Genomic DNA, 23,447 nt, shown 5'->3' on the forward strand with positions numbered 1-23,447 from the left:
CGGTCAGACGAGCCCTGCGGTGATGACCCCGAGCGGCAACAGCAACGCGAGCGCGAAGACCTCGACTGTGTCGCCGAGCCGCGTCAGCCGCAGGCGAGCCTTGGGGGTGAGGAGTGTGAGTCCGACGAGCATCACCGTCGCGACGACGAGGATGAGCAGCATCCAGGTGCGCACGTCTGGGAGTGCAAGCGCAACGGTGATGCCTGTCGCGGCGAGACCAATCGCACCGATCGCCATCAAGACGAGCACGCCGAGGCGTGCGTAGATCTGGCGCGACTGGAACATCATCCCGATGAAGGCGAGCAGGCAGAGCAGTGCGCCCGAAACACCGCTCGCCGCGACGAGTGGTGTGGCGATGAGGGCGGCAAGGCCCAACGCTGCGCGTAGCGCGATCAGTGTTCGGGTGCCTGCGGCGGCGCGACGCTTCACTTCGTCAGCATCGACGGGGTCTGGAACCGAGAACATGTCGGCGTCGCTCTGCGGCGAGATTACCCGGATGCGGGTGGAACTCAGTGCCAGCCACGGAATGCCGTTTGCGAGAAGGGCGGTTGTCGCGAGCATGATCGCATACGGCGCGGTCGGGTTGCCGAACACAGCGGCAGCGGTGGCCGTGATGCCGATTGAAGCGCCGAGCGCGATGGGAACGAGGTGAATCTCCGGCTTGTCTTGGGTGACGGCAAGACCCAGGCCGCCGACAATCACGAGCCCGAGTCCCATCGCGGCGAGGGGCCAGCCCCAGATGCTCTGTGCTGGCACCGCGAGGAATCCCGTGAGTCCGCCATATGCCGCGGCGGTGAGACCGAGTGCGTGCCCGGCCTCGGGTTGCTTCAGGCGCATGAGAACTGCTGCCGCGACGCTGAGGACTACGGCGCCAGCCCCGGCGATGATTGCGGGCAGAAGAGAGGTGGGAGGTGTGGCCACAAGAAGCAAAGCACAGAGAGAGAGGAACGTCAGGCTGACGAATAGCGCGGTGCGCGAGCTGTCGGCGGGCGTCCAGGAGCCGTGTTGCTCTGCGGTGGCATCGATGACAACTTCAACCACGTCGTCGTAGATTCGAGGTTCGTGCATCAGCCCGCCGCGCACCAGCGTCAGTAACTCGCCGTCGTGAACGCCCTGTGCAGCGGCACCGCGGGCAGGGTCAAGTGGGGTGCCATCCGCACGCTGCAGGGCATAACCGCCATGCGTGAGTGTCGGATCGAGCACGCCAAGACTGCGCGCGAAGCCCGGGATGATCTCGACGAGCGGGACCTGCGACGGTACACCGACGTCGAGCCTTCGGTCGTCGCTGACGACCGAAAGCCGCAGTACTGTGCCTGCCGCTGCGCTGCCCTGAGTCATGGAACGATGCCCCCTCCATGGTGTGCAGTCGAACCGGAGGAAATCCGGGACTGCGCATTCCGCCTTTTACCCTAGTTGAGGTGAGCGACAGACCGTAGCCGTCGAGCGGATTGCTTGTGCCTATACTGAGCGCGTGAGTCCCGCTAAATCATATGAGCCGGGGCGAATTCGGGTTTGCTCGTTGCTATCGGGGGTGTCGTGATGAGCGTTATTGGAGTCGTCGAAGTACTGATGACGTCGACGCAGAATACGTCGAACAAGCTCGATCAGTTGAGTGGGAAAGCTCTGGAATGGGAGGCTCCCGACTATGCGATCGTTCAATAGGCGGTCTCGGATCGCGGCGTGTGCGTTGAGCGCGCTATTGGTTGCGGTTGTTTCTGGCTGTAGTGCGATGCTGCCGGGGGGTGAGTCGGGTGCTGTTTCTCAGCGCCCTGAGCCGACAGAGGTGGTCACGGAGTACTTGACGGCGATCGCTGAGGGTGATGCGGCGACTGCGCATGCGCTCGATGCTGCTGCGATCGAAGAGGAGCTCGGAGACTCGGTGCTTGGGCGGTTCGGTGATCGTGACATGCTCCGAAGTGATGAGGTGCTACTAGGGGCCGTGGAGCGTATCGATGATGTGGTGGTGAAGCGGGCGATACCCATCGACGATGACGTCGATGTGCAACTTGTCCTGTATGCGTACTCTCTTGACGGCGAAGTTTTTGAGAATAGTCTGCGTGTGCGGTGGGATGAGGAGTCCGCAGACTGGGAACTCGAAGAGTCTCTGACGATGTATATGTCTGTCGTCGCGGCTGTGAACTCGGTTCGCCGGGAGATGCCACCATTTCGGATGGGCGGAGTCGAGCAGACTTTCGCTGCCGATGCAGAAACCGCTCCTTTTGCATACATCGCGTACCCGGGGGTGTATCAGGTGACGGCGGCGTTTCCACCTGAGTTTCTCGTTGACCCTGACGACACGGTGAAAACTGTTGTCGCGACCTGGCGGAGCAACGTCTCAGTAGAGTTCGAGGTCGTGGCGTTGCCCTCGGAGTGACGGAGGCGTTGCGCGCCAAATGAGGGCGCTTCGGTGGGGGTGGGTTTTTCTATCGAACGTATAAATTTGGGGTGGGGTGTGGAGATGGGTGTGTTTGTGTTCTAGCCTGTTGGGTGAAGCAGGTTTGTGGGGGTTGTTTCGTTGTTGTCCCGGTTTTGGGGTGCGCTCCCCCGCGTGTGTGTCCTTTGGGGCTGGAGGGAGTGGGTTTTATGGTTGATGTCATTTCCGCGGAAGAGGGGGCTCTGCGTCGCGGGGCTCAGGCGGTTCGTGAGACGAAGACGGGGATTGATCAGCAGGCCAAGAAGGTCCGCGGTGAGATTGAGCAGTTGCGTGGTTTTTGGACGGGTGCGGCTGCGGTGTCTTTTACGACGTTGATGTCGCGTTGGGATGAGCAGGCTCGTCAGTTGAACGAGGTTTTGGTGACGCTTGAGGATGCTCTTGCGGGCACTGAGCGTGATCAGGCTGCGACTGAGGAAGCGCATCAGCAGACCATCTCGGGCCTCGGCTCGATGATGGGCTCTTGAGTGGTGTCGGTAGAGATTTTTAGGAGAGCATGATGCAGTCGATGTCAGTTCGTCCGGAGCAGGTTTCTGCTTTGGCGGGTCAGATTCGTAGTGGTTCGCAGGGTATTCGTTCGGAGCTTGATCGTTTGGAGTCCGAGGTGGGTAAGTTGCGGGCGTCGTGGGATGGTGCTGCGCAGCAGGCGTATGACCAGGCGCAGGCGAAGTGGAATCGTTCGTTGAGTGAGATGCAGCAGTTGTTGACGCAGATCGCGGGTAAGACGGAAGAGATTTCGGGTCAGTATGTGTCGACGGATCGGTCGGCTGCGGGGCGTTTCGGGGCGTGATCGTGTGGCGCGGGCCTGCTGCTGTTGTGGTGGGTCCACGCCGTTTGCTGTGAATAGCTCGGAGCAAGCGTGATGACAAGAACATCGCGCGTCTTCGCCGACCGGCGAATGCCCCAGGCAGTGGATAGGGTGCAGGTGTGTCAGTCGAAATCGTAGAGCGGCGTCGAATCGTGCTCCAGAGTGAAGATCGTCGTGTCGATCTTTCACTCCCGCTCGACGAAACCCTCGAAGACGCCCTGGTTTTGAGTGGACTCTCGACGGCCGAACGATTCATCACCATCGGCCCAGGTGGGTTTGAAATTCCGGGCGACACCGAGTGTGAAGACCTCGTCGATGGCGGCCTCTACGCGCTGATCGACCGCACAGCGCTCGCACCGCAAGCGCGCACTTCGCAGGCAGCTCACGGCGCGACCCGCGCCGACCACGGGACCCGTTGGTGGATGCTCGCGGTCGCCGGGCTGCTTCTTGTCGCGATCTTCGCGCAGGGCGTGGGCGATCCCCTCCTCAGGTTGCTTGTGGCGCTCCTTGTCGCTGTCGGTGCGATCAGTGGAGCGGTGGCATGGTCGCGCCGAGATGCGGCGGCAGGTGTGCGCGGCATTCTCGGGGTGCTGGGCCCTGTGATTTTGTCGTTCGCCGTCGGCGCTCTCCTCGTCCCTGCTGGTCTTGAGGCGAGCGCGCACCTGTCGGCGGCTGCGGGCTTTCTTGCGGCGAGCACGACGATGGCGATCATCGCTGTCAGTGCAAAGGCGCGCCCCATGCGTGCTGCGGCTGGCACCGCCACCGTGCTGCTTGTTGTTCTCGCAGCGGTGTGGGGGCTCACGCTGTTGATGCGATGGGGGCAAGCCGAAGCTGCGGCAGTCTCGCTCGGACTTATCCCGCTCGGATTGCGCGCTTTGCCGAGCAGTCTCGTCAACCTGCCTGAGGGTTACTTCATCGACTACAAGCACTTCATGACCAGCAGATGGACAGTGCGCGGTGCCATCCCCGCTTCGGTCGGCTTGCTGCGTCCTGAGCGCATCGTGGCCGTCGTAGATGACTCATCCGCCAGGCTCATCGCCGGAACCGCGGTCTTGAGCAGCGTGGCCGCGCTGATGGCACCGATCGCTTTTCTTCGTCCGTGGCCAGACGATCCTTTCGTGCGTGCTGGCGGAATCGCACTGTTCTGCTGTGTAGGTCTCGCGCTGCTGCTCACACCACGGCACACCACCTCGCGTATTCTCCGGTGGTTCCCGCGCGCTGCGGCCGCTGTGGTGTTCTTCGTTGCAGGCTTGCAAGCCGCCGTGGCCCTCGGGAGCAGCTTTCACATCCTCGCCGCCGCTGTGCTTTTTGCGGTAGGGCTGCTCGCCGTCGTCGTCATCGTCCCGATCTCTCGCGGCGCAAGTTCGCTGGTCTGGTCAAGATTCGGAGACACGTTTGAGTGGCTTGCCGTCGCGCTGGCGCTCCCCTCCGCCTTGCTCTACGCCGATGCGCTCTCGTTCCTTCGTGGAATGATGGCGGGATGAGCGGGCACGACGAACCTCAGCCCTGGCCGGGCAGTGGTCACGTACCGTCGGTGCGCCCTGGAGGCGTCGGCGCTGGCGAAATCCCGGCGTTGCCGCCCTCTTTGATTGCCGTCGCGCCCGGCGTCGACGGATCACCCCTGCAACAGGCGCCACCAACACCGCTGCGATCAGATTCGCGACGCCCGGCACAGCGTCGGCCTGCCGATGGGCTCGGGCCCGCGTTCGTGGGCGAACCCGCGGGCACCGGACAGCGCATCGCCGCGTTCACGCTCGATACTGCAGCCGTGGTTCTGTGCGCGGCGGGAGTATTGCTCCTCTCCCACAGCCTGCTGCTCGCGGGGCTCACTGTATTTGAGCTTGCACTCTTCCTCTGGGTTCTTGAAGCCCGCACAGGGATCACGCTCGGCAACGCTGTTCTCCGCCTTCGTAGCGCGCGCGCCGATCGTGCCTACTCACCAGGCATCGGACGGCAGCTGGTACGTGGCATCATCACTGGCGCGGGATTTTTCGTAGCGGTGGGTAGTTGGATCGTCGTCGCCTCCAGCGCGTGGGATCGCGGGGGCAGGCGGCAGTCATGGGCTGATCGCCTTGCGGGCACCGTTGTCGTGTCTGTTCCCGTTCGTCCTGCGTCACAGACGCCCGCTCAACTACCTCTCGTGGAGGGTGCCGGTCCGCTCGCCCCGCCGCAGGTGATGACGCTCGGTACCCCTTCCGCTGCGGTCGACGAAGACTCTGAGCCAACCGATGCGCGCGCTGCATCACACCGCACGGCAAAACCAGAACCTGCGGTAGCGGGAACCGATAAGCCGCTGTTCACTGTGGCGCCGTCGCCTGCTCAGCAAGCGAGCGGCGATGCAGCCACACCAGCGTCTGAGACCGGGGCGCTGCTGCTGATTTTCGACACGGGACAGCGTGTGCAACTTTCTTTGCCTCTCGCCGCGAACCTCGGCAGGGCTCCTGTCGCCAGCGCACACGACGACCGGCTCATTATCGTTACCGATCCCGACGCGTCGGTCTCCAAGACGCATCTACGCATTGAGCATTCGCGGGGTCGTACCTGGGTCACCGATTTCGGCTCGACCAACGGCTCCGACATTCGTGCCGATGACGGCCAGACAACCGAGCTCGTATCGGGGGAGCGCGTTCTCCTCGACGACGCAGATCGCGTCCGGATCGGAAACCGCAGCTTCACTATCAGCCTTCTGCTGGCTTCTGACAGCAGCGCAGGAGAGAGAGCATGACAGGACCCCGCCTCGCCCCGCCCCGCGTTCCCTCAGGAAAGCTCCCCGTGCAGGCGCCTCCGGAGCTGCAACCAAACGACGGCGGCATGGGAATCCTCGGTTCGTTGCTCCCGATGCTCGGCAGCGTCGGGGCAATCGTCATGGTCACCATGTCGAACCAGTCGGTGACGGGCCTGCTGACTGGCGGCATGTTCCTGCTCTCCTCGCTCGGGTTTGTTGCGGTGAACGGCTGGCGTCAGCGTGCGCAACGGCAAGCTGCCACGCTCAGTGCGCGCCGTGAGTACTTGGCATACCTGACCGAGCTGCGCCAGACTGTGCGTGTCGCGGCCCGGCAGCAGCGGCGTGCAGCCAACTGGCAGCTTCCGGCGCCAGAGACACTCCCCTACATTGCCGAGGAGCGCACCCGCGTGTGGGAGCGGGGGGTCAACGATCCTGACTTTCTTTCGGTGCGCGTCGGCACGAGTGATCAACCGCTGTGTGTCACGCTCGAGGCGCCGGAACTTCCGCCCCTCGCTCAGCTCGATCCGGTTGCGGCGTCGGCTGCGCACCGGTTCATGTTGACGCACGAGACTCAAAAGAACCTTTCACTCGGCGTCACCCTGCGGGACTACGCCCGCATCGAAATCACCGGCGACGAAGATGAGACGCGTGCTCTCGCGCGGGCAATGCTGCTGCATGTGGCCACGATGCACGATCCCGACGTCGTTCAGATCGTCATCGCCGCCGATGCCGCTGTCTTGCCTCAGTGGGAGTGGGCCAAGTGGATGCCGCACACGCATTCGCGGAGCGTCAGAGACGGGCTAGGCGCTGCACGCATGATCGGCTCGCAGCTGTCGGAGCTTGAAGACATGTTGCCGGCTGAAGTGCGCGAGAGGTCACGCTTTTTGCGAGACGGGTCCGGCGCGAAGGTGCCGCACATCGTCATCGTCACAGATGGTGCCGCCACTTCGTTCAACGACATGCTTGTGAGCGGCGACGGCGTGCAGGGCGTGACCGTGATCGATCTTCCTTCCCGCTGGTCCGACCTTGACGACCCGAACGCATTGCGTATCGCTTTCGAGACCGGCGGCAAGAACGCACGGGCCGAGCTTGTCAGTCTTCAGATTCCTACGCGACCGTTCCACGCCGACGCGATCAGCATCGTTGAAGCGGAAGCAACCGCACGACGGCTCATCGCCCTCTACGCCGGCGGCACGACCATCACCAAGAAAAAGAGCTCCACCGATCAGGCGGAGCTGGTTGAGCTGCTCGGGCTTCCCGATGTGCGAGATCTCGATCTTGACGCGGCGTGGGCGCCGCGGCTTGAACGCGACCGCCTTCGTGTGCCGATCGGCCAGACCGAAGACGGCACTCCGCTCATCCTTGACATCAAAGAATCGGCGCAGCAGGGTATGGGTCCGCACGGGCTCATTATCGGCGCGACCGGTTCGGGAAAGTCCGAGGTGCTGCGCACACTCGTGCTCGCGCTGGCGATGAGCCACTCTCCCGAGCAGCTGAACTTTGTGCTCGTTGACTTCAAGGGTGGCGCAACGTTCGCTGGCATGGCAGACATGCCGCATGTGTCGGCGATCATCACCAACCTCGGCGAGGAGATCTCGCTCGTTGACCGCATGCAAGATGCGCTTCAGGGTGAGATGGTGCGCCGACAAGAGCTGCTTCGCGCGACAGGACCGTTCGCGAACGTGGCCGATTACGAGAAGGCGCGACGTGGCGGACGCACCGATCTGGCACCGCTTCCCGCGCTCCTCATCGTCGCGGACGAGTTCTCAGAGCTGTTGTCAGCCAAGCCCGAGTTTGTTGACACGTTCGTCAACATCGGTCGTCTTGGCCGATCGCTTCAGGTACACCTGCTGTTGTCTTCGCAGCGCCTGGAAGAAGGCAAGCTGCGCGGTCTTGACACCCACCTTTCTTACCGCATCGGTCTGCGTACCTTCTCGGCTGCCGAGTCGCGCACCGTCCTCGGTGTGCCAGATGCCTATCACCTGCCGACGCAGCCCGGTGCCGGAATTTTGAAGTCTGACACCGAGACGATGACGCAGTTTCGTGCGGCATACGTGTCCGGTCCGCCGCCGCGCCGCCGTCGCCGTGTGTCGTCCGGTTCACGCCAGAACTCAGGTTCGACCGCCGTTGAGCTTTTCACCGCTGCGCCCGTATGGCGTGCCGAGGCGCCGGTAGATGAGCCGGAGATTGTTGTTGAAGCAGAGGTCGAGCAAGAAGAGCGCAACACGTTCGAGCTCGCCGTCGAGATGATGAGTGGACGCGGCCCGGCCGCACACCAAGTGTGGCTTCCGCCGCTTGAGACACCGGCGACTCTCGACCAGCTCTTTGGCGATCTGGTGGAAGACCCCACGCTGGGCTTGATCTCTCCGCGTTGGCGTGAAGCGGGCGCGCTCACTGTGCCGCTGGGGATCGTAGATGTCCCGCTCGAACAGCGGCGAGAGAACCTGGCTATTTCGCTCGGCGGTGCCGCAGGACACATGGCAATTGTCGGGGCTCCGCTCAGCGGAAAGAGCACGCTCGCTCGCACAGCGATGGTGGCCCTCGCGCTCACGCACACCCCGCAAGAGGTGCAGTTCTTCGTCATCGATTTTGGTGGTGGCAGTTTCACAGGGTTGCAAAAGTTTGCCCACGTGAGTGGTCTCGCTACCCGATCAGAGCCCGCTGTGGTGCGCCGCACGGTCGCCGAGGTCACCAGCTTGCTGAACGCGCGCGAAGAGTACTTCCGTCAGAACGGCATCGACTCGATCGATGCGTACCGTCAGCGTCGAGCGCGCGGAGCGGCCGACGACGGCTACGGCGATATCTTCCTGGTGGTTGATGGCTGGGGCACCTTGCGTGCGGAGTTCGAGATGCTCGAACCTCAGATTCAGGCAATTGCCGCGCGCGGTCTCACCTACGGGGTGCACGTGGTGATTACCGCCGCGCGATGGATGGAGATTCGCGCCAACATCAAAGACCTCATCGGTACTCGCATCGAGCTCAGGCTCGGTGACCCGGCAGACTCCGAGGTCAACCGCAAGGCAGCCGAAAACGTCACAGCGATCCCCGGTCGCGGTCTGAACGACCGGGGCTTGCAGATGCTCACCGCGTTGCCACGCGTCGATGGTGTCGATGATGCATCATCCCTCGCCGATGGCATCGATGATTTGGTGGCGAGGGTGGCGGCGGCCTGGCACGGACCAGCCGGTCCCAAACTGCGCTTGCTGCCTTCGCGAATTAGTCATTCCGACCTGCGAGCGGTCGCGGCTGCTTCCACGCAGGATGGTTCCGAACCGCGCGAGATGCTGCTCGGCATCGACGAAGCGAACCTCGCACCGTTCTCGATCGATCCGACGGCCGAGTCCTTGCTCTATCTCTACGGTGACGCCGACTCGGGCAAGTCGTCGATGCTCCGTGGAGTCGCCCACGAAATCATGCGTCTATATGCGCCCTCGGAGGCGAAGATCTTCGTGGTCGACTATCGACGCGCGTTGCTGGGGGAGGTTCCGCAGGAGTACCTCGGCGCCTACCTCACATCGCATGAGATGGCAGAGGGCGGAATGAACGAGCTGGCACAGTTCTTCCAGGGTCGTATTCCTGGTGCCGACGTGACGCCGGATCAGTTGCGCCATCGGTCGTGGTGGAAGGGAGCCGAAGGCTTCGTCCTCATCGATGACTACGACCTCGTCTCCACCTCCCAGGGCAACCCCATCGCGGTGCTCGCGCCGCTTCTCGCGCAAGCATCAGACCTGGGGCTTCACGTGATCCTTACTCGCCGCACCGGCGGCGCCAGCCGTGCCGCGTATGATCCGATCATCCAGCGCATGACAGACCTCGGCGCTACCGGCATTCTGTTGTCCGGTAACCCGGAAGAGGGACAGCTCATCGGGAAGGTCAAGGCGGTCCCCGCTATCCCCGGTCGTGCGCAGATCGTCAGCCGGGATCGTGGCCTGGTTGCCGCGCAGCTGCTGTGGGTGCCGCCGAGCTACGAGTAATCGTCCGGTCATGCATTTGGCCACCCCACATGCATGAGTGGCTGCCATATGCATGACCTGCGGGCTGTGACTGGTCCGGCATCCGGCGAGGGCTCATGCAGGTGAGCGGGGGTGAGGTCAGCGGGCGGCCGCTAGGCCGTAGCGCGGGTGGCGTCAGCGAGGTGACGGGCGTCGTGGTTGACCACCTTGACGATGATGCCGTGACGGCGGAGCTCGCTGAGAGTGCGAGTGCCCTCTTCGGAGTCCCTGCCCAGCGCCTTCAGATTGGCGACAACCAGCACATCGCCGGGTTGCAGGGTCGCGATCAGCCGCGTGAGCCTGTCGTTCCAGCTTTCCAAGATGTCGGGCGCCGGATGACGGAATCCTTCAATGGGCACGCCGAAACGAGTGAGATCCTCGCGCTGTTCGACGACAGAAGGCATACCCTCGCGGGAGACGACGAGACCAACGAGGCGCGAGCCGTCGGGCCGAGCTGTCCAAAAGTTGCGGTTCTGCTGCAGCTCCGTGAAGCACTTGGGGCACTGCGCGGCAAGATGCGGCAGGTGCAGGGGGCTGGTGAGTGCCTCCTCGACCGTTACTGCAGGTCGGGTGGGATCAGTCATTTCGCTCATCGGGCGCCTCCGACTCTATTCTGCCCTGTCGGACGCAAGAATGAACACGCTTCACAACAGGCCGAGCCCTCGCACTGCTTCGCGCTCTTCGACCAGTTCGGCCACGGTGGCATCGATACGTGCGCGCGCCCAGTCGCTCACCTCTAGCCCCTCTACGATCTGCCATTCGCCGTCGACGGAGCGCACGGGGAACGAGGAGATGAGCCCGGCAGGAACCCCGTACTCGCCGTGCGACACAACGCCGGCCGATGTCCACTCCTGGGTGCCGCGCACCCAGTCGCGCACATGGTCGATGGTGGCGCTCGCCGCCGATGCGACAGACGAAGACCCGCGCACCGCAATGATCTCGGCCCCGCGCTTCGCGACCCGAGGGATGAAGGTGTTCTCTAGCCAGCTCGGCACGTCGCCGACAATCTGCGTGAGTGCCTCCTCAACCGGACGATCGCCCACGGTCGCATGCGTGATGTCGGGAAACTGAGTAGCGGAGTGGTTGCCCCAGATCGGAACGCGGCGCACAGTGTGCACCGGAGTGCCGAGGGTCTGGGCAAGCTGAGCACGTGCACGGTTCTCATCGAGGCGGGTCAGCGCGGTGAACCGCTCTGATGGCACGCCGTCTGCAGAGGCAGCAGCGATCAAGGCGTTGGTGTTGGCGGGGTTTCCCACCACAGTGACGCGCACGCCTGGTGCAGCATGCGCGGCGATCGCCGCCCCCTGGGGGCCAAAGATGCCGCCGTTGGCTGCAAGCAGATCTGCGCGTTCCATTCCTGGGCCGCGCGGACGCGCACCGACGAGGAGCGCGATGTCGCATCCGTCGAAGCCGACGGCAGGATCATCCGTCACCTCGACGTGGTCGAGCAGATCGAAAGCGCCGTCTTGCAGCTCTAGCGCTGCGCCCTCCGCAGTACCGAGTCCTGTGGGGATCTCGAGGAGGCGCAGCCGCACCCTCTCGTTCGGTCCGAGCAGGTCGCCCGCGGCGATACGGAACAGCAGGGCGTAGCCGATCTGGCCGCCGGCTCCAGTGATGGTGATCGTTGTCGTCATGCTTTCAGCGCCTTCGTCAGGGTTTTTACAAGCCCGATGATGCCACCTTCTGCACGGTGTCTGGTCAGACCTTCGCTCACGGCAGCGCCAGAGCGGGCCGAAACGAACCATGGCGGCTTGGGCAAGATCGTGATGCGGTCGGCGCGCTTGCGTGGGTTCAGCACACCCGGAATCCACCGGGGGAAGGGGCGGAACGGCCCACGGAGCACAGAGCGCTCTACGCCGTCAAGAAGAAGCGCGTTATGGACGACCCCGATCCCGCTGCCCACGTCGTTGATGGCACCGCCGGGGAACGCGCCCCACGTGAGAGTGGGAATGATGAAGCCGATCGCGGTCCAGCCGTTGATCGCGATCGATCCATAGTGAAGCGTGGCGATCGCCCGCTCGAACCCAGAGCCGAGCGCCTTCTCGGTGTCAGGGTCGATCAGCACGTTCGCGCCGAGGGTGCCCTGCAGACGGTCGTTGGCGTGGGCGACGGCGGCGTCCAGAAACTGCTGACCGGTGCCTGGCACGGTGACGACGCCCAGCACCGGGGCGAAGTACTCGGTGGATTGCAGTGCTGCAGGGTCATCGCCCTCTTCGATCTCGACCAGCAAGCGGTCGCCCAGCACGAGTGCGTCGGGGTAGGCGTCGGCTGCGAGATCCATGCGCGCAGACGAGCCCGGGTACCAGGTTGGGCGCTCAGGAGCGTTAGCGTATGCCCGACGCAACGCGGCGCGGAACACATCGGCCTGCTTCCAGTCCGATGACATGATGACCACCTGACCGGCGATGCAGTTATGCCCAGAGTTCTGCAGCCGCATGGTCGCGATGTGCTCGGCTTGGTAAGTGATGTCGGCGTCTGTCCATTGTCCTGGCACAACGATGATGGGGGAGACGCCGCCGAGTTCCGCTGTGATCGGCTTCTTCAACTGCGGACGATTCTCTCTCCTTCGCCGCTTTGTGGCGGCAGCGCCTTCGCCTTTCGAAGGCCCCCAGACGATGGTGTCGAACGTCGCAGCTGAACCCGTGATGTGTACGTGTGAAAGGCCAGGGTGCCCGGTCAAATAGGCGCCGACGGCTGGTCCTCCTCGCACGATGCGCAACAGCCCTGGCTCGATGAGGGGCGCGAGCGCTCGTTTGTAAACCGGCACCAAAGCATCTTGCGTGGGGTTAACTTTCAGCAGTGCGGTGCGGTTGTGGGCGAGCAGTTCGTAGAGCACATCGAGCACAGGAATCGAGGTGATGTTTCCTGCCCCGAGTACGAGCCCCACGCCACCGGACTCAGCCGGAGCGCGCTGTGCGAGGCCAGCCGTCGCGCGCGCAGCGCGGGGTGTCACCCCTGGCTCTAGCCAGACTTCGCCAGTGAAACCCGAAAGAAGAAACTTGTCGATACCGGTCAGCGGAAAGGCATGCACGCGTGTGCGGCCGCCGGGCGCTCTGCCCAGCGTGATCCCATCGAGCGGGTTGGTGCCCTGCGCCAAACGGGAGAGGGTTTCGATGTACGCGTCGAGTGCACCGAGAACGCTGTAAGGGCCGCTGAGCCACTCCTCGCCTCGGAGCGGATGCGCGACGTCGAGCTGCTTCGAGTCTGCCGCGGTCTCTGCCCAATCTTCTGCTGTGGCGGCGACGCTCGTGCGAATCGCTCGCAGCAAGGTGACCCGTTGAGCAACGGTAAAGGCAGCCCAGCTGCGCGCGCCCGCCTGAAGATCATCGATGTCCGCGTCAAGCGAAGCCTGTTCGGCGCGCTCCAGAATCGAGGTCTTGGTGGGAGTGCCTGAGGTACGCGCAGAAGTCATCGAGTTCTCCTTCGGACGGAATCCCAGCTTAGGCGGCGAGACCTATCAAGGCACTGCTGGCTCTGCGTCGATGTCCGCTCTGCGCAGACGGTATCGGCGCAAAACGAGCATGCTTGCGACCATGAGTACCGCGGGCAAAATGCTGAAGCTGAGTACGATGCCCGTGACGGCGGCGGAGGGCTGTTCGACTGTGGCTCCAGCAACCGTCGAGATGTATCCCGTTGCTGCGAGCGTCAGGGCGACGGAGGTGGCACCGAGGGCGAACCCCACTGTCTCGCCCGCCGTCCAGATGCCGGTGAATGTGCCAGCTTGTCCCGGTCCGCTGACGCGCTCGTCGTGCGAAATCACATCGGGCAACATCGCCATCGGCAGTGATTGCAGTCCCGCATAGGCGATGCCAGCGACCGCTATCGAGGCGTACATCCAGTTGCCTGGCAGCCACACAGCGATGATGAGCGACGCCGCAGCGAACGTGAAAATAAGGCTAGCGATCGCAAAGGCGCGCTCCTTGCCGACCCGGCCGGCAATGAGTGTCCACCCCGGTGTCGCGAGGAGGGCGGGTCCTACGAGCGCGACGAAGACGAAGGTCACCGCATCTTCGGATCGCAGCACCCAGGTAGCTACATACTGAGCCCCGGCGAGCATGGTTCCGGTGGCCAGGGCCTGCAGTACGAATGTGCCCAGTAGTGCGCGGAAAGGCTGGCTGCGACCCAGTGTCCGAAAACCAGACATGTACTGATCACGCCAGGTGGAGGAGATGACAGGGGGAGCGGCAGGGTCCGCGGCGCGCCGTGTGGCGACTTTCGCCGTTCGGGAGGCAACCAACATGCCGATCCCGATGAGGACGCCCGAGACGATCCCCATCAACAGGTAGCCGGCGACCGGGTCGGCCCCGGCCTTGCGGAGGGCGGGCCCGCCGGCGCCGAAGAGAAGAATCGCCGCAGTGAGCACCACGACGCGCCACCCGAGCAGGCGCGTGCGCTCGTCGTAACCGCGGGTCAACTCCGCTGGCAGAGCGACGTACGGCACCTGAAACATGCTGAAGGCCGTCGCTGTTGCGAGAAAGGCAAGTAAGACGCTGATCGCCCCCGCGACCGGACCCCATGACGGAGGAACAGCGAACGTGAGGGCGAAGAACAACGGCAGGGTCAGGGCGCCTGTCACCATAAACCCGCGGCGCGAGCCGGTGCGTGCGAGCTGCCGGTCTGATGCTGCACCGATCAACGGATCGATGAGCACGTCCCAGATCTTGGCGGCGGTGACGATCACCCCGGCCGCCAATGCAGCGACACCCAGATTGTCGGTGAGGAAATACGTCAGCACCAACCCTGGCAGGGTCGCATAGCCGCCGGTGCCGAGCGATCCGATCGCATACAAGACGATCGTGCGCGGAGAAAGGCGGCCGGAAGCTCGTTCGGATCGAGCGGCTGTGCTCATCGCGCCAGTGTACTGGCGCGATGAGCAACCAGATCAGATTAGATGAGCGAAAGCTCGCGCAACTTCGACTCGACGTCGTCGTTGGAAGGCTCGACGTGGTGCGAGGCATCCGGGTAGACGACGACCGGGATGCTGGTGCGACCCGAGATCTCCTTGGCGACATCTGCCGCTGCGGGCTCGGCGACCAGGTCGACATAGGTGTACTCGACACCGAGGGCGTCGAGCTGCTTCTTGGTGCGGATGCAGTCGCGGCACCAGTCGGCGCCGAACATCGTGATGGTGTCAGAGGCAGGAGCAGTCATGCTTCTAGCCTAAGCCGGTGCGAAGGCGGTGGCGCCGAAATTAGCGAGTGGCCGCGACCGCTGGCTTGTTGGCGCCCGCAGTGATCGCATCGAGCGCACGACGAAGCGACGAGCTCGATGTGTGTGCTGTGTACGGGAAGTAGACGACCTCGACGCCGACCTCAGCGAACTCGCGTTCCAGACGCAGGCCCTTGTCGGTACCTCGCCAGTCATCGCCCTTGAAGAAGTGCGTGAATTGCACCTCTTGCCAAGAATCGATCTTCGACGGCGTCGTCTCGACGTACACGTCATCAACGAAAGAGATGTGCTTAACGATCTCTGCGCGCTCTGCCGTCGGGATCACAGGCTCGATGCCCTTGACCTGGCGTAGCATTTCGTCGCTCACAACTCCGGCGATCAGAATGTCGCACTGTTGCTTAGCGTGGCGAAGTAGATTCAGATGCCCGACATGAAACAAGTCGAATGCACCAACGGCATAACCAATACGCGTCCCCATGATCTCCCCAGATCAGTAATTCCCCAGAAAGCGGATCCCCATCCGCTTCGCGACTCCCAAAGCCGCAGTTCGAGAGTCTAGCAGGTTGAGTTTCGTTCAGCATAGGAACCCGTGGAACGATGTATCCGCAGGCGATGCGCGTGCGGAACAGGGGGCGGATGTGGGAACACCGGTCACGATCATCGTGCCGACGTTCAACGAACGCGAAAACGTCGCCGAGCTCGTCGCTCGGATCGCTGCGGCCCTCGCCGGACGCGACGCCGAGATTCTTTTCGTAGACGACAGCACAGACGACACCGCGGCGGAGATCGCGCGGGTCGCCATCGATGCCCCTCTTCCTGTGCGGGTGAGTCACCGGGCCGAGAACACGGGCGGGCTCAGCGGTGCGGTTGTCGTCGGGCTCCAAGCGGCGTCATCCGACATTTGCATCGTGATGGACGGCGATCTGCAACATCCACCGGAACTGCTTCCTGCGCTGCTCGATCGTCACGCCGAGGCTGATGCCGACGTCGTCGCCGCCTCCCGCTACATCGGTGGGGGTGACATGAGCGGTCTGGGTACGGCCGTGCGCTTCGGAGTCTCGCGCGCAGCGACCTGGTTGACGAGGGCCATGTTTCCACGCCGGCTGGCGCGCAGCACCGATCCGATGACGGGGTTCTTTCTTGTTGACCGTCGGAGTCTCGATCTGGCGGCGCTGCAGCCTCGAGGGTTCAAGATTCTTCTCGAGATACTCGCGCGCAACGATTTGCGCATCGCAGAGGTGCCGATGGAGTTCGCTGAGCGACGGCATGGGGCCTCGAAGGCGAGCATGCGCCAGGGAGCGACTTTCCTCGCGCACCTCGCGCGACTGCGCTTCGGCAAGATGTCACTGTTCGCGTTGATCGGAGCAATCGGCGCAGCCGTGAACTTGGGGATCATGTGGGCGCTCACCACCGCAGGGATGCCCTATATCTGGGCCGCCGTCATCGGCGCAGAGGTCACGATCATTGGCAACTTCGTGTTGCAAGAGCGCTTCGTCTTCGCCGATATGCGCACAGATGCACGCGCAGTCGGAGTTCGCTTTGCCAGCTCCTTCGCGTTTAACAACGTCGAAGCGGCGCTCAGGATCCCGCTGATGGCCTTGATGGTTGAGTCCTGGCACATTTCGAGTGTCTTCGCGACGGCGCTCTCACTGATCGTCGCGTTTTTTGCCCGGTTCCTGTTCCACTCCCTGGTCGTATACGCGCCGCAACGCCAACGGAGAGCCGATGGCACGGGCGCAGAACCCGCGACAGACACGGCAGCGCAGCGCGTGATCCGCGCCATCGACGCCGAGATGATGAAGCCAGGCGAGCTCTAAGAAATCGTCGTGAGGTACGCCTCAAGCGCCTCGTCGGCGTCTCGTGGTGTCCACCCTGCGGCCTCAATGCGCGTCAGGTCCAGCACGCTGTTCAGCGGCCGGGGAGCGATCGGCCCCGCCTGATCTGCAAAGTACTGTGCGGTGGTCACATCGCTCACCGCACTCGGCTCGTGGCCGGTGAGGCGATACACCGCTCGCGCGATGTCGGCCCAAGACCGGGGTTCGCCGGCGCCCGTGACGTTGTACAGCCCGAACGGAGCGGCGCTGGACAAGAGATGCAGGATGGCAGAGGCGAGGTCGGTCGTGAAGGTCAGGCGTCCGACCTGATCGCCCACAACCTTCGGAGCAATACCGCGCTCAGCCAGCGACGCCATCGTTCGCACGAAGTTACGGCCTTCGCCGATCACCCAGGATGTGCGCAAAATGTAGTGGCGTGGCACCGTCGCGACGACAGCATCGCCAGCGGCCTTTGTCTGGCCATAAACGCCGAGCGGCTGCACCGCATCGGTTTCGCAGTACTGGCCTGTCTTCGTGCCGTCGAACACGTAGTCGCTGGAGACGTGCACGAGCGTGATGCCGTGCTCTGTAGCAATGCGCGCGAGTGCAGCAACACCGGTGACGTTCGACGCCCATGCGTCGCCTCGTCCTTCTGGCGTCTCAGCGAGATCGACCGCTGTGTAGGCCGCCGCATTGATGATCGCGCTGTAATCACGCCACCGACGAGCGGTAGCAAGATCGGCTGTGCGCAGGTCGAGATCTTCTCTCGTCGTGTACTCGACGTGCTCTGCGTCGCCCCACGCTTCGCGCAGGGCAAGCCCGAGCTGACCGGAACCACCCAGTACCAAAATCTTCTTCGGTCCGATCGGTGTGACGTCAGCGAGCCGGGGGTGCGCGAGGTCCTTTGCGGAGATCTCGACTTCCGAGAGCGGGATCGGCCAGGCGATGGCGGCAGTTTCGTCTGCCAGATTCAAGAACGAGTACTTCGCGTCTGGCGACCAGTGGTCGTTCACGAGGTATGTGTAAGCGGTGTCTGCTTCAAGCGTTTGGTACGAGTTTCCGACGCCTCGCGGCACCAAGATCGCCCGGGAAGGGTCAATCTCTGTCGTAAAAACGGTGCCGAAAGTCTCGCCCGCGCGCAGATCGACCCACGCGCCGAAGATCTTTCCCGTGGCAACTGAAACCCACTTGTCCCATGGCTCAGCGTGGATGCCGCGCGTGGTGCCGATGGCGTCGTTGAACGAGATGTTGTTCTGCACCGGCCCAAAATCGGGCAGGCCAGCGGCGACCATCTTCTCGCGCTGCCAGTTCTCTTTGAACCAGCCTCGAGAGTCGCCGTGTACGGGCAGATCGACGACGAGCAGGCCGGGGATCGAAGTTTCGGTGACGGTGAGCGCTTTGCCGAACGAGGTCATCACTGCCCCTTGGCTGCGTAGAACGACTCGGTGGCGTCTTTGGTCGGCGCCCACCAGTCTTCGTTGTTGCGATACCAGTCGATCGTCGAAGCGAGACCAGACTCGAAGTCGCCGAATTGCGGGGCCCAGCCCAGCTCGGTGCGCAATTTGGTCGAGTCAATGGCGTAGCGAAGATCGTGACCGGCCCTGTCGGTGACATGGTCGTACGCGTCTGCGGGAAGACCCATCTGCGTGAGGATGAGCTCGACGACAGACTTGTTGTCTTTCTCGCCATCGGCGCCGATCAAGTACGTTTCGCCGATCTCACCCTTCTCGAGAATCGTCAGCACGGCCGAGGAGTGGTCGTCGGCGTGAATCCAATCGCGTACGTTCTGGCCTGCACCGTAGAGCTTGGGGCGAACGCCGCGCAGCACGTTGGTGATCTGGCGCGGAATGAACTTCTCGACGTGCTGATACGGGCCGTAGTTGTTCGAGCAGTTCGAGATCGTCGCCTGCACCCCGAAAGAACGCACCCATGCACGCACGAGCAAGTCGCTGCCTGCTTTGGTCGATGAGTACGGAGACGACGGGTTGTACGGCGTCTGCTCGGTGAACCGCTGCGGATCGTCGAGTTCGAGATCGCCGTACACCTCATCCGTAGAGATGTGGTGGAAACGGCGGTCGTGCCGGCGGGCTGCCTCGAGCAGGGTGTAAGTGCCGATGATGTTGGTGTCGAGGAACGGCCTCGGATCGTGCAACGAGTTGTCGTTGTGTGACTCAGCCGCGTAGTGCACGACGGCGTCAGCGCGCGAAAAAAGCGTGTCGACGAGCTCAGCATCAGAGATGTCGCCTTCGACGAGCTCGACGCGATCTGCAGGGAGACCAGCGAGGGACTCCCTGTTGCCTGCATAGGTGAGCTTGTCGAGCACTGTCACGTGCGCGTCTGTGTGTGAGACGACGTGGTGCACGAAGTTCGAGCCGATAAAACCGGCACCGCCGGTGACGAGCAGACGGGTCATCGCTTTCCTCGTTCCAGCAGTTCCAACAGGTACGAGCCGTAGCCCGATTTCACGAGAGCGGTGGCGCGATCGCGCAGCTCGTCGTCGGTGAGGAAGCCCTGTCGCCAGGCCACCTCTTCTGGCACGCCAATCCTCATACCGGTGCGGCGCTCCATGGTGCGCACGTAGTCGGCGGCGTCCGTCATCTGGTCGAATGTCCCTGTGTCCAGCCAGGCTGTTCCACGCGGAAGAACATCGACCTGGAGCTTGCCGCGCTCAAGGTACTCGCGGTTGACGTCGGTGATCTCGTACTCGCCGCGCGCGCTCGGCGCCAGGTTGCGAGCGATCTCGATCACGTCGTTGTCGTAGAAGTACAGGCCGGGAACGGCGTAGTTGCTCTTCGGCGCCTTCGGCTTCTCTTCCAGAGACACGGCGGTGCCGTTGTCGTCGAACTCCACGACACCGTATGCCTCTGGTTCAGCGACCCAGTACGCGAAGACTGCTCCACCATCGATGTCAGCGAAGCGCTTGAGCTGCGTGCCGAGACCGGGGCCGTAGAGCAGGTTGTCACCCAAAACAAGCGCAACACTGTCGTCACCGATGAAGTCAGCGCCGATCGTGAATGCTTGGGCGAGACCGTCTGGTGACTCCTGCTGAGCAAACGTCAGCGAGATCCCGAATTGCGAACCGTCGCCGAGCAGGCGCTCGAAATGGGCGGCGTCGTGCGGAGTAGTGATGACCAGGATGTCTCGAATACCAGCCAGCATCAGCGTCGACAGTGGGTAATACACCATCGGCTTGTCATAGACCGGAATTAGTTGCTTCGAAACTCCCAGCGTGATCGGGTGCAGTCGTGTACCCGAACCGCCCGCCAGAATAATGCCCTTCATGATCCCCCTCGTGAAAACGTCGATGTCCATGGTGGCGTCACAGAAGAGACGGCCATCCCCTGCCGTCCGACGACCCCCACAGTCGTTGCATCGACTCTAGCGGGTTGTGTTGCGCTTGACCTGAATAGCGGCACGGAAGGCATCGGCGTGCGCGTGACCCGCATCTGCCCACTCGCGACGGGAGAGGTCAGGGGAGCCCCTGAGTTCGGACACCGCACGCCAGGCCTCGACGACTGTCGGAGCATCGAGATCGTTGTCGTACATGACTATCCACTCTTCACCGACCTCGCGGGCGAGCGCCTCGTTCGCCTCATTGCGCGGCACCAGCACAGGACGGGCCATCGAGAGAGCCGCCAAGACGCTGCCTGAGTTATGCATAAAGCGGTAAGCGAGCACGATCAGATCGGATGATGTCGCTAGATCAACGAGCTCTGCATCGCTGAGAAAGTCGAGGTGCAGGTTGACGCCGGGAAGCTGGGCTGTTCTGGCCTTGAGATCATCTCTGAGCTCAGGGGTAGACGGACGACCACCAATTCGTAGGCTCAGAGCGGGTTCGGTGGCAACGGCTTCCCCATACGCATCGATGAAGCCTTCGAGTCCCTTGTAACGACGGATTCCCCCGAACGACCCGAGCTGGCCGCGCACGCGCTCAGCGGACGGGAACTCTGCGTACCACTCCCGGTAGTGCCCATGCAGGATCAGGCTGTGCGGCGTTCCGGCAGGAAGGGGAGTGGTCTCGTTGATGACGATGCGGTAGTCGGTGTGCCGGTCGATGAAACGCAGCAGCCATAAGCGTGGTGCGTTGTCATCGGGAAGTTCGATGTTGTGAACTGTGCGCACCACGGCGATTCGTCGAGACAGACGATGCCGAAAAACGAGCGCCGTGGTGAGGAGGAACTTGCCCGTGGACTTCCACCAGGTCGAGCCGTGCAGCTTCGCCTCCGGCCAGTGCCAGTGGAAAGCATCGTAACGACCGAACAACGCCGTCTTCCACGAGAAGCGCAGGCGCGTGAGGCCCTCGGTGGAGCCCAGGGCTTCGTCGAGCATCTTGTTGTACGGGTTCGTCGTGGGCCGCGGCGCTCCGAGAGACTGCATCACGCGAATGTTCGCAGGGGAATCGGTCATAGTCGTGTCATCCTCCGATGGGCGACGGTACTCGTCGTAGCGGCGCCCGATGGCTGCGGCAATTGTGCCGCGCCCTCGATGTATGAGGCGCGTGCCTCTGGCGTGGTGAGTGATGTTCGATGTGAGCGCCCCGAAAACCCGGCGTACGCTCCCGACCACAATCCGCGCCACACCACCAATCAGAGCGCGTGCGCGCACGATGGCCCGGCGTGCGCGTCCGTCTGTGAGCTGAAGCTGAATGCGGGTGCCAGCGTTAGCCGAGCTGAACGCACGCTGCGCTGCCCACGCTCTGCTCAGGCGGGAAGCGACGACGAGGTCTTCGGTCTCTGACTCGTTGCACCACACGATCAGCCCGCCGCGTTGCGCGAGCTGGCGTGAAAAGAGAGTGTCTTCCCCACCGCCAAGTCCCAACGACTCGTCGAATCGCAGGCCGAGTCGGCGGATGGAACGTAGATCGAGCAACAGGTTTCCCGCTGCAGCCACTTGCAGCACGGTGCCGGTCTGCCTGGGCGGACGCCTGAATGTTCCTGATGCAAGTAGCCAGGGGTCCACATCCTCATCGAAGACGGAGATCACCCGCCCCATCACCGCGTCAGCTTTGTGCGCCCGCCAGACCGAGATCAGCGCAGAAAGCCACGCTTCCCGCGGAATCTCGTCGTCATCGATGAAGGCCACGAGGTCGCGCTCCGCGCACTCATCGAGGATCCGGTTTCGAGCGGCGGCGATGCCTGCTGTTGTTTCGACGACATAGCGCACCGGGAGATCTGTGCCGGTCGCGACCTCTCGTGCCGAGCCGGATGGGTCGTTATCGACCACCACTACATCCACGTCGACGCCAAGGTCAGCGCACTCTTGGATTCGTGCAGGCAGAGTGTGGAGCAGGGCACTCAAAAGCTCTGGGCGCCGGTACGTAGGCACCCCAATTGTCACCGTGGTCATGTCACTCAATTCCGGTCCCCTGGTCATCTGCCCCCGCCCCCATGGCCATCGTGCGCCCCAGTCTCGACGCGGGCTCATCGTATCGCGATCCCCTGACACCGGTCAGTGAAGGCCCCTCTCGCGTATAGTCGTCTTCTGGGGAGTAGGCGTCGGTCGCGTTTTAGGGGAATCCAATCAGCGACCCGAGGAGATCCGTATTCGGGTCCGGGGGGAGAATCGCTTGGCACTCGTGCATGGACGGCTGGCCGTAGTGGTCGTCAACTACGCATCCGCGGGGCTTCTGGAGCGCAACCTCGTTGTCGTTGAGCGTGAAGCGCGGGAGATTGATCCCGAAACGATCATCATCGTGGTCGACAACTGGTCAGGGACCGATGAACGTCACGCCGCCAGAACCGTCTCAGCTACGCATGGGTGGACTTTAGTCGAACCCGAGTCCAACTCGGGGTTCGGTGGTGGAGTCAACACCGGGATGGCACGTGCACTCGCAGAAGGCGCGAGCGACGTCGTGGTCATCAACCCGGACGCGCATATCGATCGCGACTCACTCCGCATTCTTGCCGCCACGACGGCGGCCTCGCGCACCACCTTGGCTTCTCCAGTGATCTCCGACTCTGACGGACGCACCTGGTTTGCGGGGATCGACCTTCTTCTTAACGACGGCACAATGCGCGCACGTCGCAAGCGCGTCGATGGTGACGCTCAGCCGTTCGAGCCTTGGCTGAGCGGCGCGTGTCTCTGGATCACGCGTGAGGTGTGGGAGCTCACAGGCGGATTCGACGACGACTACTTCTTGTACTGGGAAGACGTGGACTTTTCGCGTCGCGTTGTGTCCGCCGGTGGCACTCTGGCCCTCGTAGAAGACGCCAAGGCGGTGCACGATGAGGGGGGAACTCAGCGCACAGAGCCTCAGGTTTCGCGAGCGAAATCAGAGGGCTACTACTTTTACAACATCCGCAACCGGATGCTCTTCGCCGTGCGTCACCTTGATGATGCTGGCGTCGAGCGCTGGCGACGAGAAATCCCGCGCACAGCGCGCGAAATCATTCTGCGCGGCGGGCGCAAGCAACTGCTTCGCTCCGTTGCGCCGACCCGTGCCTACATTCGCGGTGTGCGCGAAGCGCGGAGGATCGCGCGGACACGGGACACAGACTAGAAGGGCAAA

20 protein-coding genes are annotated in these 23,447 nt (G+C 63.2%); 9 read left to right on the top strand and 11 right to left on the bottom strand.

Annotated features, from left to right (window positions below):
• Positions 1 to 3: 3 nt before the first annotated feature.
• The gene (eccD, locus tag AB0O87_RS04620) at positions 4 to 1,338 is read right to left on the bottom strand and encodes a type VII secretion integral membrane protein EccD (RefSeq protein ID WP_363512176.1); all 1,335 of its coding nucleotides are present in this window, start codon (positions 1,336 to 1,338) and stop codon (positions 4 to 6) included.
• A gap of 201 nt (positions 1,339 to 1,539) precedes the next feature.
• Between eccD and AB0O87_RS04625 the strand changes: the two genes are divergently transcribed.
• The 7 genes from AB0O87_RS04625 (at position 1,540) to eccCa (ending at position 9,938) form a co-directional block, all read left to right on the top strand.
• A complete protein-coding gene (locus tag AB0O87_RS04625; RefSeq protein WP_363512178.1) occupies positions 1,540 to 1,662 on the top strand; it encodes a hypothetical protein in 123 nt (40 codons plus the stop codon).
• Positions 1,646 to 2,374 carry a hypothetical protein gene (locus AB0O87_RS04630; protein ID WP_363512180.1) on the top strand — a complete coding sequence of 243 codons (729 nt, stop codon included), beginning with the start codon at positions 1,646 to 1,648 and terminating at the stop codon, positions 2,372 to 2,374. Before AB0O87_RS04625 ends, AB0O87_RS04630 begins: the two co-directional genes overlap by 17 nt.
• A gap of 209 nt (positions 2,375 to 2,583) precedes the next feature.
• Complete coding sequence (locus AB0O87_RS04635) at positions 2,584 to 2,898, top strand: WXG100 family type VII secretion target (protein WP_363512182.1); 315 nt, start codon at positions 2,584 to 2,586, stop codon at positions 2,896 to 2,898.
• 32 nt (positions 2,899 to 2,930) lie between these two features.
• Complete coding sequence (locus AB0O87_RS04640) at positions 2,931 to 3,221, top strand: WXG100 family type VII secretion target (protein ID WP_363512183.1); 291 nt, start codon at positions 2,931 to 2,933, stop codon at positions 3,219 to 3,221.
• A gap of 137 nt (positions 3,222 to 3,358) precedes the next feature.
• Entirely contained in the window at positions 3,359 to 4,723 is a 1,365-nt protein-coding gene (locus AB0O87_RS04645) for a hypothetical protein (protein WP_363512185.1), read from the top strand.
• Entirely contained in the window at positions 4,720 to 5,964 is a 1,245-nt protein-coding gene (locus tag AB0O87_RS04650; protein ID WP_363512187.1) for an FHA domain-containing protein, read from the top strand. Before AB0O87_RS04645 ends, AB0O87_RS04650 begins: the two co-directional genes overlap by 4 nt.
• Entirely contained in the window at positions 5,961 to 9,938 is a 3,978-nt protein-coding gene (eccCa, locus tag AB0O87_RS04655) for a type VII secretion protein EccCa (protein WP_363512189.1), read from the top strand. Before AB0O87_RS04650 ends, eccCa begins: the two co-directional genes overlap by 4 nt.
• Before the next feature lie 131 nt (positions 9,939 to 10,069).
• Here the strand turns inward: eccCa and AB0O87_RS04660 are convergent, their stop codons facing one another.
• Genes AB0O87_RS04660 through AB0O87_RS04685 form a run of 6 tightly spaced genes read right to left on the bottom strand, consistent with a single transcriptional unit; the run spans position 10,070 to position 15,603 of the window.
• The gene (locus AB0O87_RS04660; protein WP_363512190.1) at positions 10,070 to 10,549 is read right to left on the bottom strand and encodes a recombinase family protein; all 480 of its coding nucleotides are present in this window, start codon (positions 10,547 to 10,549) and stop codon (positions 10,070 to 10,072) included.
• Positions 10,550 to 10,600: 51 nt separating this feature from the next.
• Positions 10,601 to 11,590: a malate dehydrogenase gene (locus AB0O87_RS04665; protein WP_363512192.1), complete on the bottom strand. Its 990-nt coding sequence runs from the start codon at positions 11,588 to 11,590 to the stop codon at positions 10,601 to 10,603.
• Positions 11,587 to 13,368, bottom strand: a complete 1,782-nt coding sequence (locus tag AB0O87_RS04670; protein ID WP_363512194.1) for an aldehyde dehydrogenase family protein — start codon at positions 13,366 to 13,368, stop codon at positions 11,587 to 11,589. Before AB0O87_RS04670 ends, AB0O87_RS04665 begins: the two co-directional genes overlap by 4 nt.
• Before the next feature lie 45 nt (positions 13,369 to 13,413).
• Positions 13,414 to 14,805, bottom strand: a complete 1,392-nt coding sequence (locus tag AB0O87_RS04675) for an MFS transporter (RefSeq protein ID WP_363512196.1) — start codon at positions 14,803 to 14,805, stop codon at positions 13,414 to 13,416.
• A gap of 38 nt (positions 14,806 to 14,843) precedes the next feature.
• The gene (locus AB0O87_RS04680) at positions 14,844 to 15,107 is read right to left on the bottom strand and encodes a glutaredoxin domain-containing protein (RefSeq protein WP_363512198.1); all 264 of its coding nucleotides are present in this window, start codon (positions 15,105 to 15,107) and stop codon (positions 14,844 to 14,846) included.
• Positions 15,108 to 15,147: 40 nt separating this feature from the next.
• Entirely contained in the window at positions 15,148 to 15,603 is a 456-nt protein-coding gene (locus tag AB0O87_RS04685; RefSeq protein ID WP_363512200.1) for an adenylyltransferase/cytidyltransferase family protein, read from the bottom strand.
• A 160-nt stretch (positions 15,604 to 15,763) separates the two neighbouring features.
• On the opposite strand from AB0O87_RS04685, the gene AB0O87_RS04690 reads away from it, so the two are divergent.
• Positions 15,764 to 16,942: a glycosyltransferase gene (locus tag AB0O87_RS04690; RefSeq protein ID WP_363512202.1), complete on the top strand. Its 1,179-nt coding sequence runs from the start codon at positions 15,764 to 15,766 to the stop codon at positions 16,940 to 16,942.
• Here AB0O87_RS04690 and AB0O87_RS04695 read toward each other — a convergent pair.
• From AB0O87_RS04695 to AB0O87_RS04710, 4 genes are all read right to left on the bottom strand, one after another.
• Entirely contained in the window at positions 16,939 to 18,354 is a 1,416-nt protein-coding gene (locus AB0O87_RS04695; RefSeq protein WP_363512204.1) for a bifunctional dTDP-4-dehydrorhamnose 3,5-epimerase family protein/NAD(P)-dependent oxidoreductase, read from the bottom strand. The two genes, AB0O87_RS04690 and AB0O87_RS04695, sit on opposite strands and share 4 nt — an antisense overlap.
• A complete protein-coding gene (rfbB, locus tag AB0O87_RS04700; RefSeq protein WP_363512206.1) occupies positions 18,354 to 19,352 on the bottom strand; it encodes a dTDP-glucose 4,6-dehydratase in 999 nt (332 codons plus the stop codon). The genes AB0O87_RS04695 and rfbB overlap by 1 nt, the downstream gene beginning before the upstream one ends.
• Entirely contained in the window at positions 19,349 to 20,221 is an 873-nt protein-coding gene (gene rfbA / locus AB0O87_RS04705; protein WP_363512208.1) for a glucose-1-phosphate thymidylyltransferase RfbA, read from the bottom strand. Before rfbA ends, rfbB begins: the two co-directional genes overlap by 4 nt.
• Positions 20,222 to 20,317: 96 nt before the next feature.
• Complete coding sequence (locus AB0O87_RS04710) at positions 20,318 to 22,285, bottom strand: glycosyltransferase (RefSeq protein ID WP_363512210.1); 1,968 nt, start codon at positions 22,283 to 22,285, stop codon at positions 20,318 to 20,320.
• A gap of 229 nt (positions 22,286 to 22,514) precedes the next feature.
• Here AB0O87_RS04710 and AB0O87_RS04715 point away from each other — a divergent pair, with 229 nt between their 5' ends.
• Positions 22,515 to 23,438: a glycosyltransferase family 2 protein gene (locus AB0O87_RS04715; RefSeq protein WP_363512932.1), complete on the top strand. Its 924-nt coding sequence runs from the start codon at positions 22,515 to 22,517 to the stop codon at positions 23,436 to 23,438.
• Positions 23,439 to 23,447 lie beyond the last annotated feature (9 nt).

Source organism: Microbacterium sp. NPDC076768 (assembly GCF_040687205.1).
Lineage (GTDB): Bacteria > Actinomycetota > Actinomycetes > Actinomycetales > Microbacteriaceae > Microbacterium.